Below are 15,125 nucleotides of genomic sequence, written 5' to 3'. Positions count from 1 at the left end.
GGCGGTCTCCATTCGACAAAATGTGCAGCGCGTCGCTTCATCGCGCAACAGACAATAGCCTTCTGCGTTTCAATCTTCTATGCTCCGCCCGCAAAAGAGATCAGCAGGTAGCACAATGAGCCAGCAACGCACCGGTGCCCATGGCGGCATGGAAACATCCTTCGGTTTTCAGGATGTCGGCGACGGAGAAAAGCAGACGCGCGTCAACGACGTGTTTCATCGCGTCGCCAAACGCTACGACGTGATGAATGATCTGATGTCCGGCGGGCTGCACCGCGTCTGGAAAGATTCAATGATCGCCTGGCTTGCGCCTTCCAAGACATCAAACTGGAAGACACTCGATGTCGCCGGTGGCACGGGTGATATCGCGTTCCGCATTGTCGAGGCTTCGAATCGCAATGCCCATGCAACCGTGCTCGACATCAACGGCTCCATGCTGGGCGTCGGCCGTGACCGTGCGGAGAAGAAAGGCCTCGCTGACAATACCGAATTTGTCGAAGCCAATGCGGAGGAACTGCCATTCGAAGATGCCAGCTTCGATGCCTATACGATCGCCTTCGGTATCCGCAATGTGCCGCATATCGACCGTGCGCTATCGGAAGCTTACCGTGTGCTGAAGCCGGGCGGCCGCTTCCTCTGCCTTGAATTTTCCGAAGTGGAACTGCCGGTTCTCGACAAGATTTACGACGCCTGGTCGTTCAACGCGATTCCGAAAATCGGCAAGGCTGTGACCGGTGATGCGGATTCCTATCAGTATCTGGTTGAATCCATCCGCAAATTTCCCCGGCAGGCGGATTTCGCCGAGATGATCCGCACGGCAGGTTTCGAGCGTGTGAGCTGGCGCAATTTTACCGGCGGTATCGCTGCCCTGCATTCCGGCTGGAAATTGTGACGTTCTGAATGAGTAAGCTTGCAGCAACATTTCGCCTGATCCGGGCTGGATGGATCATGACGCGTGAAGGCGTTATCTCCGCTTTGCCTGCCGAAGGGCTGAGTGGTCTCCCGGCGTTCGGTCATCGCGTGGCAGGGCTTCTCGCGCGCCGGCGTGCCCGCACGGCCCGCCGTTCCGAGCGCATGTCACGCGCCATCAACAAGCTGGGGCCTTCCTACGTCAAGCTCGGCCAGTTTCTGGCAACGCGGCCGGATGTGGTCGGTACCGAGGTGGCTGACGATCTGGCGCTTCTGCAGGACCAACTCGATTTCTTTCCGATGGAAGCGTCGGTGAAGGCCATTGAAGGGTCGCTCGGCCGTACGGTCGGCGATCTCTATGTAAGTCTTGGTGAACCAATTGCTGCTGCGTCGATCGCACAGGTCCATCCCGCCTATATCAGGACGGACGGGGAAGACCGCAAGGTTGCCGTCAAGGTTGTGCGGCCGGGCGTACGCCAGCGCTTCAACAACGATCTGGAAAGCTTTTTCATGGTGGCGCAATGGCAGGAGCGCTACGTGCCTGCCACACGCCGCCTGCGCCCGATCGAAGTGACGCGCACACTTGCGCAGACAACGCGTATCGAGATGGATCTGCGGCTGGAAGCGGCGGCACTTTCTGAGATTGGCGAGAACACCAAGGACGATCCGGGTTTCCGCGTGCCGACCGTCGACTGGGAGCGCACCGGCCGCGATGTTCTGACACTGGAGTGGATTGACGGCATCAAGATGTCGGATATCGATGGTCTGCGCGCTGCCGGGCATAATCTCGTCGGTCTCGCCGAAACGCTGATCCAGTCTTTCCTACGCCACACGCTGCGCGACGGGTTTTTTCATGCGGATATGCATCCCGGAAATATGTTTGTCGACGACCGCGGACACATCGTTGCCGTGGATTTCGGCATCACCGGACGGCTCGGCAAAAAGGAGCGGCGGTTTCTTGCCGAAATCCTCTACGGCTTTATCACGCGTGACTATGTCCGCGTCGCTGAAGTGCACTTCGAGGCCGGTTATGTGCCGCATCACCATGATGTGGCGAGCTTTGCCCAGGCTATCCGTGCCATTGGCGAGCCTATTCACGGCCAGCCGGCCGAAACCATTTCAATGGCCAAGCTGTTGACCCTGCTGTTCGAGGTTACCGAGCTTTTCGACATGGAAACGCGCCCGGAACTCGTCATGCTGCAAAAGACCATGGTGGTGGTTGAGGGCGTCTCGCGCTCGCTCGATCCGCATTTCAACATGTGGAAAGCGTCCGAACCTGTTGTGGGCGACTGGATTCGCCGCAATCTCGGTCCGCAGGGAATCCTTGCCGATGCGCGCGAGGGCGTGGGAGCTATGCTGCATCTTGCCCGCCAGGCGCCCGAGCTGGTGGCGCGGGCTGACCGTTTGTTCAAAGAAATGGATCGCATGGCGGAGCAGGGCTTCCGCTTCGATGACGAGACGGCAAAAGCCATTGGCAAGGCGGAGGCGCGGCATACCCGCTCCGGCCGCGTTGCGCTCTGGGTGATTGCAATTTGCCTCATCATCATCACTTATGCGCTTCTATTCTGAGCTTATTTGCTCTAATGTGATTGCAATGATTGCATTTTGTGCAGTCTTTGCCTTGGGAGTGCAATCATATGGCGAGTATTACCATCCGTAATCTCGATGATGCGACAAAGGAAAAACTGCGGTTGCGTGCCGCCGCCCACGGCCGTTCGATGGAAGAGGAGGTACGCCTCCTTCTTGCGTCACTGGATTCGCATGCCAGCCCTTCCATCACCCAAGTCTCGGCGCTCTTGTCGAAACTGCCTACCGGATCGCTCGCTGGGCGGCATATCCTTCTCATTATCGGTGGCGGCATTGCCGCCTATAAATGTCTCGATCTCATTCGCCGCCTGCGTGAGCGTGGCGCGCATGTGCGTCCGGTTCTGACCAAGGCAGCGGAAGAATTTGTGACGCCGCTATCCGTGGGTGCACTGGCCGCAGACAAGGTGTTCACAGAGCTGTTCTCCCGTGAGGACGAGCACGATGTCGGGCATATTCGCCTGTCGCGCGAAGCTGATCTCATTGTTGTTGCCCCGGCAACGGCGGATTTCATGGCAAAAATGGCGGGCGGTTTGGCCAATGATCTGGCCTCGGCGGTGCTGATGGCGACAGACAAGCCGGTCCTGATCGCCCCCGCCATGAATCCGAAAATGTGGAATCATCCCGCAACCAAGCGCAACCGGGTCACCCTTGCCAATGATGGCATCTGGTTTGTCGGTCCGAACAGCGGCGAGATGGCCGAGAGCGGCGAAAATGGTGCAGGACGTATGGCTGAACCGCTGGAGATTGTCACGGCGATTGAAAAGCTGCTGGACACAAAGCCAAAACCGCTCTTCGGAAAGACCATTGTCATGACGTCAGGTCCGACGCATGAGCCCATCGATCCCGTGCGCTATATCGCCAACCGCTCCTCGGGTAAGCAAGGGCACGCCATCGCAGCAGCTTTGGCGCGATTGGGCGCAACGGTGCATCTGGTATCCGGCCCTGTTACCATTGCTGATCCCGAGGGCGTGTCTGTTGTTCATGTGGAATCCGCACGCGAAATGCGCGATGCTGTGGAGCAATTCCTGCCAGCCGATGCTGCTGTCATGGTTGCGGCCGTCGCTGACTGGCGCACCGCAAACGAAGCGGGCGAGAAGATCAAGAAGCAGCCGGGCGAGGTTGTTCCGGTCCTGCAGATGATTGAAAACCCCGATATTCTCGCCGGGGTCGGACATAATAAAAAGCGACCACGCCTCGTCGTCGGGTTTGCCGCGGAAACCCAGGATCTGCTCGCCAATGCGCGAAAGAAGCTGGACAGGAAGGGGGCAGACTGGATCGTTGCCAATGATGTCAGTCACTCCAGCGGCGTCATGGGCGGCGACCGCAATGCCGTGCGCATTGTGACACGTTCAGGCGTCGAGGAATGGCCCGACATGAGCAAGGAAGATGTCGCGGAACGACTGGCGGCCAAAATTGCCGCAGCATTGCAAACGATAGAGGTGTGATGTTTGAGAATGAACGCCATGTCGACGGGAAGCCGATCAAAGTGCGTAAGTTTATACTTACTTAATGAGGCATTTGACACGATAAATAATAATCGCCAAGAAAGTCACATCATTGTCGAAGACGGATTTTCCATGAACTCCACCACGCCTATTGTTGAAACCGAACGCCTCGTTCTGCGCGCGCACAGACTGGAGGATTTTGAAGCACTGCACACCGTGTGGACACATCCGACTGTCTATGAATTCATTTCGGGCAAGCCTTCGACCCGCGAGGCTTCCTGGGGTCGCCTGCTCAAATATGCTGGTCTTTGGGCGTTGAACGGCTACGGATTCTGGGCAGTAGAGGACAAGGCCACGGGTCAGTACGTCGGCGATCTCGGATTTGCGAACTTCCTGCGCGATATCGAACCACCCTTCGGCGATACTCCTGAAATGGGCTGGGTTCTGGCACCGGAAATCCATGGCAAGGGTTATGCCAGCGAGGCACTGGCTGCGGCCGCGGCGTGGGGCGATGGTTTCTTCAAACAGCATCGGGCGCTGTGTATCATCTCGCCCGAGAATATCGCTTCCGTCCGGGTGGCCGAAAAGACAGGGTTCGCCCGGATTGGCGAGGTTGAATACACGGGTGAAAAGGTTTTGCTGCTTGAGCGCAAGTTCAGGCGCTGACCAGGCAAAGGTGGAAGGCTGCTTGTATATGCACGGCCTTCCACAGTGCATATAGTAAGTTGTTACTTACCATCCGTCGCCCTTCTGCGATACGTGATGGATGATCTGACAGGGGCTGGTGATCCAGAAATCCTGATGACCCTCGGGCAGTTTCTCTATTTCATCGCAACGCACAATGCCCGCACCTGTTAAGTGAGATGCTGCCAGGGAAACATCATCCGCCGCGATCTCCAGCCACAGTTCGGCTTGGCTCATACCGGGAACTTTGTCGATCCAGAGCTGGTTCGAGCCAAAGTAAAAACCGACATGCGGAAGATGATTTTCCAGTGGCTTCAAGCCAATCACATCGCGATAGAATGCAACAGTTGCTTCATACTGATGCGGTGGGACTTTCATGGCAATGTTGTGATTGCCTTCATAATGCGGTTTCATGCATGTCGTCCTTCGGTAAATAGGGTGCGTCAACGCTGACACACCCGAATTGTCACGCTGGCAGCACCTTGTCGTATTCTGCCTCGAGCTGTTCCAGTTTTGACCAGAAATCGGCGGTTTCAGCCCCGTTCAACACATTGATCAGGACACTCAGATGCGTGTGCCAGCCGCTGGCGACGCTGACCATCGCGCCGTGGTCGGCAAGGCGGCTGTGGGTGAGTATCAACAGGGTATCGTCGCCCGCCGCCTGCAGTTCGAAGCTGACTTCCGACGGTTCGCCATTGCCTTCCTCCCAGGTGAAGGACAAGTAGGTCGGCGGTTCACACCGGATGATCCGTCCCGGATTCTGGTGGCCTTCATACTTTTTGTACTTCTCCGGGGTTGCGGCAGTGGACAGTTCGGAATGACGGAACGTCAGCTCGACGGGCCCGCCTGCATGGTCGGCCATCGGCCCTTTCGCCAGCCATTTGCCGCGTTTCTCCGAATTGGTGAGGTATTCCCATACGCGCTCCACCGGTCCGGGAAGCCGCCGCTCGATGCGGACAGTGCGTTGGGCTGTTGCAATGCCAAGTTGATCATTTCCCTGATACAGGCTCATTGTTCTACTCCTTGCTGTCCATTTTTGTTTTGGGGTCCTTGCGGTCCCCGTGTCTGGCTTTTTCGGCAAGCGCACGATCCTCCGCACGCAGGATATTTTCCAGATCGTCGAGCCGTTCTTCCCAGAACTGCTCGTAATAGCGCAGCCATTCCTGTGCCTCGGCCAGTCGTGCTGCCTGCAGGGCGCATATGTGGGTCCGGCCCTGCACGTGTCGCCGGACCAGCCCGGCAGCCTCAAGCACCTTGATGTGCTTGGATGCACCTGCAAGCGACATGTTGAACGGCGTTGCCAGCTCGCTGACGGTACGTTCGCTTGTAGACAGCCGGTGCAACATCGCTCTCCGCGTCGGGTCGGAAAGTGCGTGAAAAACGGCGTCGAGGGTTTGTGTGATATATTCAACCATAAGGTTTAATATAGTCGCATATTTTTAATTGTCAACCATTTGGTTGAGTAAATTCGCTTGACCGGCATTGAAGGGCTATACCGCCTCCGCGCAATCTAAATGCGAGGAAGCGGCATGGCGGCTATTCGATCGGGAAATATTGAACTCAGGCGGCTTTTTCGCGGACCTGATAGTCCTTGATGGCAGCGAAACGGATATCCTTCCAGCGCTCTGCCTCATAGGAGAGCGAGAAAGAATTCTGCGCCAGAAACACCGGATCATTGTCGAGATCGTGGGCAATATCGGCCCGGTGCGCATTGATGAAGCGCTGCAATTCCAGCGGGTCCCCGGCGGATATCCAGCGCGCAACGGTAAAGCGCGCCGGTTCGAAGCCCACCGGCAGCGTGTATTCCACTTTCAGACGCTCGGTAAGAACGTCGATCTGCAGTGCGCCGACCACGCCGACGATCGCCGGCGAACCGTCATCGGGCAGGAAGAGCTGGACAACGCCTTCTTCCGCCATCTGCTGCAGGGCCTCGCGCAGTTTCTTCGCCTTCATCGCATCGTCAAGCCGGACGCGGCGCAGAATCTCAGGGGCAAAGTTCGGCACACCGCGGAACAGGATGTCTTCCCCTTCGGTCAGCGTATCGCCGATGCGCAGCGTGCCATGGTTGGGAATGCCCACCACGTCACCCGCCCAGGCTTCGTCAGCGATCTGACGGCTGCGAGCGAAGAAGAATTGCGGTGCCGACAGGCTCATGGCCTTGCCGGTGCGCACCAGCTTGGCTTTCATGCCGCGTGAGAGCTTGCCGGAGCAGACACGCAGGAAGGCAATGCGGTCGCGGTGGTTCGGGTCCATATTGGCCTGAATCTTGAAAACGAATCCGGTCATCTTGTCTTCGGTCGCTTCCACGCGGCGTGTATCGGCATCCTGTGCGCGCGGGCTTGGCCCGAAATCGCAGAAGGCCTCGATCAGGTCACGCACACCGTAATTGCGCAAGGCGGAGCCGAAATAAACCGGCGTCATATGTCCTTCGCGGAACGATTGCAGATCGAAAGGATTGCAGGCATCCCGCGCCAAAGTCACCTCTTCGATCCAGGCTTGACGCTCGTTCTCGGGAAGCAAGCCGGAAGCGCCGGATGCTTCCGGGCCATTGACCGGTGTCGGCTTTTCTTCTTCATCGCGGCGCCGGACAGTGTTGTCCTGCAGATTATAGGTGCCGGCAAAGCTTTTGCCGCGGCCGATCGGCCACGTGATGGGGGCAGTATCGAGTGCCAGTTTCTGTTCAATCTCATCGAGGATTTCGTAGGGGTCGCGGCTTTCCCGATCCATCTTGTTGACGAACGTGACGATCGGAATATCGCGCATCCGGCAGACTTCGAAGAGCTTCAGTGTCCGCGCTTCGATACCCTTGGCGGCATCGATGACCATGACGGCGCTGTCGACGGCGGTGAGCGTACGATAGGTATCATCGGCAAAGTCTTCGTGGCCCGGCGTATCCAGAAGATTGAAGATGCAATCCTTGTATTCGAAGGTCATCACCGAGGTGACGACGGAAATGCCGCGATCCCGTTCGATGTTCATCCAGTCGGAGCGGGTCTGGATACGGTCCTTCTTGGCCTTGACCTCACCGGCGAGCTGGATCGCTCCGCCGAAGAGCAGGAGCTTTTCGGTCAGCGTGGTTTTACCGGCGTCCGGGTGCGCAATGATCGCAAAGGTACGGCGTTTCGAAACGGGATGATCGGCAGAAGACATGAAGAAGCTCAAACATTCAATAATCGTAGGGTTGCACGCCTTCTATCAGCCGAAGCCCCTGCCGTCGACTATCAATTCGAAACGGGTATTACGCGCTTTCCAGCACCGGCCCCGATGTCTCCTGCGCCATGAACGGCTCGATGGCGATGCGCTTGCTGTTCTTGACCGTCACGAAGCTGTTCGGCGGGACAGGCATCCAGTTTTCCGCTTCGCCATCCAGTGGTTCGGAAACCACGCAAAGGCCGGAACTGGGGGAAAGCGTGGCAGTATAGAGCGATGGTGCGAAGCGGTCAGTCGCGTAGCGCACTGCATAAAGCTGGATGCCGTCAGAGAAGGCTGCTGTCAGGCGGATGAAGGCCGGTACACCGGCGCGTTCCGCCTCCGCAGTGATCACGTTGACCGTCTCGACCAGAGATTGAGCCGGGTCCCGGTCGAGGCCATACTGCAGCATCAGCAGGAAAATCAGCTCCGAATCTGTTGACCCCAGCTTCTGCACATAAAGTTCGTCGTCGAGCTTGGCTTCCAGCCCGCGCCGCAGCCGGTCGAAATGGCCGATCTGCCCGTTGTGCATGAAACTCCATTTGCCTGACACGAACGGATGGCAATTGGTGCGGCTGGTCGCGCCGCCGGTGGAGGCACGCACATGGGCGAGAAACAGATGCGATCGGATTTGTCGGGACAGGCTTTTCAGGTTCTGATCCGACCAAGCGGGCAGAATATCGCGGTAGAGGCCAGGTTCCGGACGCTCGCCGTACCAGGCGACGCCAAATCCGTCGCCATTGGTGCGGGTCTTGGCCTCATGGGCGTCGTGGCTCTGGGCGATCAGGGAATGGCATGGAGAGGCGATGACGTCTTCGAGATAAAGCTGAGGTCCGAGATAGGCTGCCCAACGACACATGATTCACCCGATTCACTCTTGGTCTGGCTGACAATAGCGCGTCATGCGGCACTTGGGAATCGTCAGACACAAGGCGCAGCTAGAAAGAGATTGTGTGTAAAGAATGATCCGGACAAATCTTGTGAGTTGACCAAACCGGCGGACTGGTGAAAAAGGTGATCTCATGTCTCAATCATCCGATTCCGCACGTCACGTGCATCCCGCTCTCGGTCTTGTCCGGTTGCCGCATGGGCAGGACCTTGATTTGCCCGCCTATGAAACCGCCGGTTCGGCCGGAATGGATCTCCGTGCAGCCGTGCCGGAAGACCGTCCGCTGCTGCTTTTACCCGGCCGCCGGGCTCTGGTTCCCACCGGCCTGATCTTCGAAATCCCGCAAGGGTATGAAGCGCAGGTCAGACCCCGTTCGGGTCTCGCACTCAAGAGCGGAATTACCTGTCTCAACACGCCAGGGACCATTGATTCCGACTACCGGGGTGAGGTAAAAGTAATCCTGATCAATCTTGGAGATGACGACTTCTACGTCGAGCGTGGCATGCGTATTGCGCAGGTCGTGTTGGCGCCGGTCGTCCAGCTCGAGGTTGAGGAACGGCAGCATGCCAGCGAAACGGCACGCGGTGCCGGAGGGTTCGGGTCAACGGGCACGTCGTAATCGCAGGAGGATAATATGGATAAGGGCAAGGTTTTCCGTCAGCTGCATCAGGGGCCGGAAATTTTGCTGATGCCCAATCCATGGGATCCCGGTACGACCAAGTTTCTCGCCTCGCTCGGTTTCAAGGCCATGGCCACCAGCAGTGCCGGATTTGCCTTTTCCCGTGCACTGCCCGATGGCGGCGTCACCTTTGATGTGATGATGCAGCATTGCCGTGACCTCGTCGGGGCAACGGACCTGCCCATCTCGGGCGATCTGGAAAAGGGCAAGGGCGACAGTGCCGACAGCGCTGGCGAGACGATCTTCGCTGCCGAGGCCGCCGGTCTTGCCGGTTGCTCCATCGAGGATTTTTCCGGCGATCCGGACAAGCCCATCTATGATTTCGCCCACGCGGTAGAGCGCGTTGCTGCCGCTGCGGAAGCTGCGCGTGCGCTGAAAAACGATTTTGTGTTCACGGCGCGGGCCGAAAATTTCCTGCATGGCCGTGCCGATCTCGATGATACGATCAAGCGGCTGCAGGCCTTTGAAAAGGCGGGCGCTGACGTATTGTTTGCCCCCGGTATTTCGGATCTGGAAAGCATTCGCACCATCTGCGCCTCCGTGTCGAAGCCGGTCAGTGTTTTGGCCCCGGCGTCATTGAGTGTCAGCGAACTCAAATCGATCGGCGTAAGCCGTGTTTCGCTCGGGCCGCGTCTGACGACCGCTGCCTTCAGCGCGATACGCGATGCAGCCCGTGAAGTGCTCGATAAGGGCACGTTCGAATTCTCAAAAACAGGCGTGACATTCGGAGAGCTGCAGAAGCTCTATGCGCAGGACGCAGACAAGGAATCTTGATAATGACACGCCTCGATCTGGTGATTTTCGACTGTGACGGTGTCCTGGTCGATACCGAAACCCTTGCCAATCAGCACCTGATCAAGATGCTCAATGCATCGGGGTATCCCATCACCTTCGATGAGGCGCGCAAGAACCTCTGCGGCATGCCGATGCGTGCGGTGAAAGAGAAGGTCGAGGCTGAAGGGTATTCACTGGGCGAAGATTTCGTCGAGCGCTGGTATCAGGCTATCCCGATCATTTTCGAGAATGGTGTTGAAGCCATCCCGCATATCGAGGACGTCATTGGAGCGGTGAAGCAAGCACAGCTTTCATACTGTGTGGCGTCCTCGGCCAATGTGGAAAAGATGCATCTGACGCTGGGGAAAACCGGGCTGATCGGCCATTTCAAGGATGTGCTCTACAGTGCGTCCATGGTGGCGCGCGGCAAACCTTTCCCTGATCTCTTCCTGCATGCGGCCAAAGAGATGGGGTTCGAACCATCACGTTCCGTGGTGATTGAGGACAGCGTGGCGGGAACCACAGCGGGAACAGCGGCGGGTATGCGTGTGTTTTCCTATTGCGGCGACGAGCACGCCGATCATGAAGGTCTGGTGGCGGCAGGCGGCATTCTCTTTGATGATATGCGCAAGCTGCCCGCGCTTATGGGCATCGTCTGATGGCGTCGCCACTCACGGTTATCGATATGCACACGGGCGGCGAGCCCCTGCGCATTATCACCGGCGGTTATCCCGTGTTGCCGAAAGGCACGATCCTTGAAAAGCGCGCTTATGTCAGGGACCACCTCGACCACTTGCGCAAAATCCTGATGTTCGAGCCCCGCGGCCACTTTGATATGTATGGCGCACTGCTGGTTCAGCCGAATTTGCCCGGCGCCGATCTTGCCGTGCTGTTCATGCACAATGAGGGCTATTCGACCATGTGCGGCCACGCCATTATCGCGCTTGGCCGCTATGCCATCGATTATGGGCTTGTGCAGAAGGTCGAGCCGGTCACGACAGTTCATATTGAATGCCCGTGCGGCATGGTGGTCGCCTCGGTCGAAGTGAAAGACGGCAAATCCGCCAGCGTAACCTTCGAAAGCGTCCCGGCCTTCCTGTTTGTCAAGGACCGGACCATTGATCTGCCGCCCTATGGTGAAGTGACATTCGATGTGGCCTATGGCGGCGCCTATTATGCACTCGCCCATTGCAGCCAATTCGGTCTGGAGTTCGGCCGTGACTCTGCACGCAAATTCATCGAAGCGGCAACACTGCTCACCGCAGCGGTGAAAGAAGCCGTGCCGCTGGACCATCCGGATCACAAGGATCTCGCCTTCCTTTACGGCTCTATTCTCACGGATGGCCTCGACAGCTGGTCGGAAGCCCCGACAAAAAATGTCTGCATTTTCGCCGATGCGCAGCTCGACCGCTCGCCGACCGGTTCGGGCGTGACCGCGCGGCTTGCGGCCATGCATGCCAAGGGGCAGATCCATGAGACCGAGGCTCGGATTTTCGAAAGCATTGTCAGCTCGCGCTTTGCCGGGGCTGTCGCTTCGGTAACCAGGGTAGCAGCCTTTGATGCCATCACGGCTCGCGTTTCCGGTCATGCCTATTACAGCGGCAAGGCGGAGTTCATCATCGAGGAAGATGATCCGCTGGGACAGGGGTTTCTGGTTCTCTAGGGAGAGGGGAGGTTGACCATGCTGGGACGGACTACGGGTGCCCTGTGCTTTTCGCTTTTGATGGCAGCCGCGCCGGTTCATGCGGAGGATAACGAGTCCGCCAATCGAAGTCTTGCGGCGATTGCTGAAAAAATCAAATTTAACATTCAGACCTGCTGGAACAGGCCCGATACCGGCAAGGATAACGTGTCGACCGTCACGGTGAGGTTCACGCTGGACAAGGATGGTACGATTATTGGCGCGCCCGAAATCGTCAACCCGTCAAAGAGCAAGAATTTTGAGCTGATAGCCAACAGCGCCATTCGCGCAGTTACCCGATGCGCCCCTTACAGCGTTGTTGCGGAAAACCCTGCTCTCTATGATGATTTGAAAGAGATCATTCTAAACTTCTCGAGTCCCGAAAATTGACCCGTTCTTGGCCCGCGTGCGTGTCGGCGTGACTTGTGTGTGTCAAAATTTGGAGTATTCTCCCGGCGCAGTTCCCAGATAGAGATCGATCATGACATTTGCCGGTTTTGTTGCCTATTCAGGCGCCCTTGCCATCGCTGCCGCCATTCCGGGCCCCGGCATCACCGCCCTCATCGCACGTGCCCTTGGGTCCGGGTTTCGGTCAGCCGTATTTATGGCGCTTGGCCTCGTCATCGGCGATTTGTCCTATCTCACCGCCGTGGTGCTCGGCCTTGCCATGGTCGCGCAGACATTCGGCACGATATTCCTTCTGATCAAATGGGCGGGCGTCGCTTATCTCGCCTATCTCGCCTGGAGTTTCTGGAACTCCGGCATCACAGCTGAAAAGATCGAAGCACGGAGCGGTGGTGGTGGCGCTTTCGCCGGTGTGCTTTCTGGACTGGCAGTGACCCTTGGCAATCCGAAGACCATGATTTTCTACATCGCGCTGACCCCGACGCTGATCGATCTGCACGCGATCACACTTGCTGACTATGGTGTGCTGGCAGTTGTAACGGTGCTGACTTTGCTTGTCGTGCTGATCCCCTATCTGGCGCTTGCGTCCAAGGCGCGCTGGTTCCTGCAATCTCCCAAGGCACTGAAAAGGTTGAACCGTACAGCGGCCGCATTCATGGCCGGTGCTGCCTTGGCCATCGCAGGCCGTACCTCCTGATCATAGAATTTTATTCTACAGACATATGGATATTAGCATAGTCTTCCCAAGAATGTGCCAATTGCGCATATGCTCGACTATGAATTTTCAAGCCTGCGCCATAAGATGTTTGTCACACCAATTGAGGGAGCACTTCCATGAGCACGAGTGATGCGCGCAAACCCGGCCGCGGCCGTATCTACAATTCCATTGTCGATACAATCGGCGACACCCCTATTGTCCGCCTTGATAAGCTGGCAAAGGACCAGGGTGTAGGCGCCAATCTTCTGGCCAAGCTCGAATTCTTCAACCCGATTGCCAGCGTGAAGGATCGTATCGGCGTTGCGCTGATCGAAGCTCTCGAAGCGCAGGGCAAGGCCACCCCCGGCAAGACGACACTGGTCGAACCGACTTCAGGCAATACCGGCATCGCGCTCGCCTTTGCTGCCGCGTCCAAGGGTTATCGCCTCATCCTGACCATGCCGGAAACCATGTCGGTCGAGCGTCGCAAGATGCTGAAACTGCTCGGTGCCGAACTGGTCCTGACCGAAGGCGCCAAGGGCATGAAGGGCGCGATTGCCAAGGCCAATGAACTGGTGGAAACCACGCCGGATGCTGTCATTCCGGGCCAGTTCGATAATCCGGCCAATCCCGAGATTCACCGCAAGACCACTGCCGAGGAAATCTGGAACGATACGGACGGCAAGGTCGATATCTTTGTGTCGGGCATCGGGACGGGCGGCACCATTACCGGCGTTGGTCAGGTGCTGAAGCAGCGCAAGCCTGAGGTGAGGATTGTTGCGGTCGAGCCGAAGGATTCGCCTGTGCTATCAGGTGGCAATCCCGGTCCGCACAAGATTCAGGGCATCGGCGCCGGTTTTGCGCCGCAGGTGCTCGACACCCATATCTATGACGAGGTTATTCAGGTCTCCAATGAGGATGCGTTCGCCAATGCCCGTCTGGTAGCCAAACTTGAAGGTGTGCCGGTCGGCATTTCCTCCGGCGCTGCGCTGACGGCAGCCATAGAACTGGGCAAGCGTCCCGAGAACAAGGGCAAGAATATCGTTGTGATCATTCCGTCCTTTGCCGAACGCTACCTGTCCACTGCACTGTTTGACGGCCTCGACGCCTGATCAAACCGAGAATGTTCCAAAATCAGCCCCGCCTCGCATCAAATGCCCGGTGGGGCTGATTGTTTTCAAGCCGCGATACTTCGACCGAGATCGAAGCATCAGAGCATCCGGGAGCTCTAAAAACAGGCCAATCCATACGAAGGAGCGGCCATTATGAGCATCACATGTATTATCAAATATGAAATCGATCCGTATCAGAAGGATGCGTTCGAGGACTATGCGCGTAACTGGAACGAGGCAATCCCGCGCTGTGGCGCCGACCTGATCGGCTACTACGCGCCGCATGAAGGTTCCGCCACGCTTGCTTACGGTATTTACAATATTGAGGATCTGGCGGCCTATGAGGTCTATCGCGCACGGCTGACGGCCGATCCGCTTGGCCGGGCCAATTATGAATTTTCAAGAGAGAGAAAATTCATCCGCCGCGAGGATCGTACGTTCCTGCGCCGTGTGAATGGAGGGCCGATCAAATGATTGCGGTGATTTTCGAAGTCGAGCCGAATGAGGGCTTTGATCACGAATATTTCGAGCGGGCTGCCAATCTGCGCCCGCTGCTGGAAAAAATGGACGGGTTCATTTCCGTCGAACGGTTTCGCAGCCTTGCCAACGAGAACCGCTATCTTTCCCTGTCGTTTTGGCGCGACGAAGCCTCAGTTGCGGCTTGGCGCCAGACCGAGGAACATCGCGCTGCCCAAAGTGCTGGTCGCACCGAAGTCTTTGCCGATTACCGGCTGCGGATTGCGGCTGTTGTACGTGACTATGGCTTGCGAGCCCGTGATGAGGCTCCGTTTGATGCGCGCGTTTACCATCATGCTTGACCAGGGTTGCGCTGGGCGCAGGCAGGACCGGGGCCGCGCATGTAATGGCGCTCCGGACGGTAGGTCGGTGCAATGAATTCACGGACGACGCGAAGCGTATCGCGCAGTTGAACGAACATGGTCATATCTTCATTTCCTGAATCTCGATCGTCCGAAAAATCGGTTGGCGATCATTTAGCTAAAATTTAACCTATAAATATGAACGCTTGCTGAATGCGGATGGTTAAGGCCGGATAAATTCATGGAAAATTAGCTT

General features: G+C 57.3%; 19 protein-coding genes. 13 read left to right on the top strand and 6 right to left on the bottom strand.

What is annotated here, in order from left to right; genetic code table 11:
• The first annotated feature begins 115 nt into the window (after positions 1–115).
• From ubiE to FHW16_RS06235, 4 genes are all read left to right on the top strand, one after another.
• Complete coding sequence (gene ubiE, locus FHW16_RS06250) at positions 116–892, top strand: bifunctional demethylmenaquinone methyltransferase/2-methoxy-6-polyprenyl-1,4-benzoquinol methylase UbiE (protein WP_182548241.1); 777 nt, start codon at positions 116–118, stop codon at positions 890–892.
• An 8-nt stretch (positions 893–900) separates the two neighbouring features.
• Positions 901–2,478, top strand: a complete 1,578-nt coding sequence (gene ubiB / locus FHW16_RS06245) for a 2-polyprenylphenol 6-hydroxylase (RefSeq protein WP_182548240.1) — start codon at positions 901–903, stop codon at positions 2,476–2,478.
• 68 nt (positions 2,479–2,546) lie between these two features.
• A complete protein-coding gene (gene coaBC / locus FHW16_RS06240) occupies positions 2,547–3,941 on the top strand; it encodes a bifunctional phosphopantothenoylcysteine decarboxylase/phosphopantothenate--cysteine ligase CoaBC (protein WP_246711626.1) in 1,395 nt (464 codons plus the stop codon).
• 132 nt (positions 3,942–4,073) lie between these two features.
• On the top strand, positions 4,074–4,607 hold the full coding sequence (locus tag FHW16_RS06235) for a GNAT family N-acetyltransferase (RefSeq protein WP_182548239.1): 534 nt from the start codon (positions 4,074–4,076) through the stop codon (positions 4,605–4,607).
• Between the two features lie 66 nt (positions 4,608–4,673).
• Here FHW16_RS06235 and FHW16_RS06230 read toward each other — a convergent pair whose 3' ends face one another.
• From FHW16_RS06230 to FHW16_RS06210, 5 genes are all read right to left on the bottom strand, one after another.
• Entirely contained in the window at positions 4,674–5,039 is a 366-nt protein-coding gene (locus FHW16_RS06230; protein WP_182548238.1) for a VOC family protein, read from the bottom strand.
• 52 nt (positions 5,040–5,091) lie between these two features.
• Positions 5,092–5,637, bottom strand: coding sequence for an SRPBCC family protein (locus FHW16_RS06225; protein ID WP_182548237.1), 546 nt, complete (start codon positions 5,635–5,637; stop codon positions 5,092–5,094).
• A gap of 4 nt (positions 5,638–5,641) precedes the next feature.
• Positions 5,642–6,040 carry an ArsR/SmtB family transcription factor gene (locus FHW16_RS06220; RefSeq protein ID WP_182548236.1) on the bottom strand — a complete coding sequence of 133 codons (399 nt, stop codon included), beginning with the start codon at positions 6,038–6,040 and terminating at the stop codon, positions 5,642–5,644.
• Positions 6,041–6,185: 145 nt separating this feature from the next.
• A complete protein-coding gene (locus FHW16_RS06215) occupies positions 6,186–7,775 on the bottom strand; it encodes a peptide chain release factor 3 (protein ID WP_182548235.1) in 1,590 nt (529 codons plus the stop codon).
• 88 nt (positions 7,776–7,863) lie between these two features.
• The gene (locus FHW16_RS06210) at positions 7,864–8,673 is read right to left on the bottom strand and encodes a class II glutamine amidotransferase (protein ID WP_182548234.1); all 810 of its coding nucleotides are present in this window, start codon (positions 8,671–8,673) and stop codon (positions 7,864–7,866) included.
• 163 nt (positions 8,674–8,836) lie between these two features.
• Here FHW16_RS06210 and dut point away from each other — a divergent pair, with 163 nt between their 5' ends.
• The 9 genes from dut (at position 8,837) to FHW16_RS06165 (ending at position 14,869) form a co-directional block, all read left to right on the top strand.
• Positions 8,837–9,322, top strand: a complete 486-nt coding sequence (gene dut, locus FHW16_RS06205) for a dUTP diphosphatase (RefSeq protein WP_182548233.1) — start codon at positions 8,837–8,839, stop codon at positions 9,320–9,322.
• Between the two features lie 15 nt (positions 9,323–9,337).
• Complete coding sequence (locus FHW16_RS06200) at positions 9,338–10,156, top strand: isocitrate lyase/PEP mutase family protein (RefSeq protein WP_182548232.1); 819 nt, start codon at positions 9,338–9,340, stop codon at positions 10,154–10,156.
• A 2-nt stretch (positions 10,157–10,158) separates the two neighbouring features.
• Positions 10,159–10,815 (top strand): HAD family hydrolase, encoded by a 657-nt coding sequence (locus FHW16_RS06195; protein WP_182548231.1) that lies wholly within the window; start codon positions 10,159–10,161, stop codon positions 10,813–10,815.
• Entirely contained in the window at positions 10,815–11,819 is a 1,005-nt protein-coding gene (locus tag FHW16_RS06190; RefSeq protein WP_182548230.1) for a proline racemase family protein, read from the top strand. The genes FHW16_RS06195 and FHW16_RS06190 overlap by 1 nt, the downstream gene beginning before the upstream one ends.
• A gap of 60 nt (positions 11,820–11,879) precedes the next feature.
• Positions 11,880–12,227 carry a cell envelope integrity protein TolA gene (locus FHW16_RS06185; protein ID WP_210278024.1) on the top strand — a complete coding sequence of 116 codons (348 nt, stop codon included), beginning with the start codon at positions 11,880–11,882 and terminating at the stop codon, positions 12,225–12,227.
• Positions 12,228–12,318: 91 nt separating this feature from the next.
• Positions 12,319–12,939 carry a LysE family translocator gene (locus FHW16_RS06180; protein WP_182548228.1) on the top strand — a complete coding sequence of 207 codons (621 nt, stop codon included), beginning with the start codon at positions 12,319–12,321 and terminating at the stop codon, positions 12,937–12,939.
• Between the two features lie 137 nt (positions 12,940–13,076).
• Entirely contained in the window at positions 13,077–14,051 is a 975-nt protein-coding gene (cysK, locus tag FHW16_RS06175) for a cysteine synthase A (RefSeq protein WP_182548227.1), read from the top strand.
• A 153-nt stretch (positions 14,052–14,204) separates the two neighbouring features.
• Positions 14,205–14,525 (top strand): NIPSNAP family protein, encoded by a 321-nt coding sequence (locus tag FHW16_RS06170; RefSeq protein WP_182548226.1) that lies wholly within the window; start codon positions 14,205–14,207, stop codon positions 14,523–14,525.
• Positions 14,522–14,869 carry an antibiotic biosynthesis monooxygenase family protein gene (locus FHW16_RS06165; protein ID WP_182548225.1) on the top strand — a complete coding sequence of 116 codons (348 nt, stop codon included), beginning with the start codon at positions 14,522–14,524 and terminating at the stop codon, positions 14,867–14,869. Before FHW16_RS06170 ends, FHW16_RS06165 begins: the two co-directional genes overlap by 4 nt.
• Here FHW16_RS06165 and FHW16_RS29060 read toward each other — a convergent pair.
• Positions 14,860–14,994, bottom strand: a complete 135-nt coding sequence (locus tag FHW16_RS29060) for a hypothetical protein (protein ID WP_281410090.1) — start codon at positions 14,992–14,994, stop codon at positions 14,860–14,862. The genes FHW16_RS06165 and FHW16_RS29060 overlap by 10 nt on opposite strands.
• Positions 14,995–15,125 lie beyond the last annotated feature (131 nt).

Source organism: Phyllobacterium myrsinacearum, from assembly GCF_014138285.1.
Classification (GTDB): domain Bacteria; phylum Pseudomonadota; class Alphaproteobacteria; order Rhizobiales; family Rhizobiaceae; genus Phyllobacterium; species Phyllobacterium myrsinacearum_A.
The sequence above is the reverse complement of the archived record's forward strand: the minus strand, read 5'-3'. Positions and strand labels throughout refer to the sequence as shown.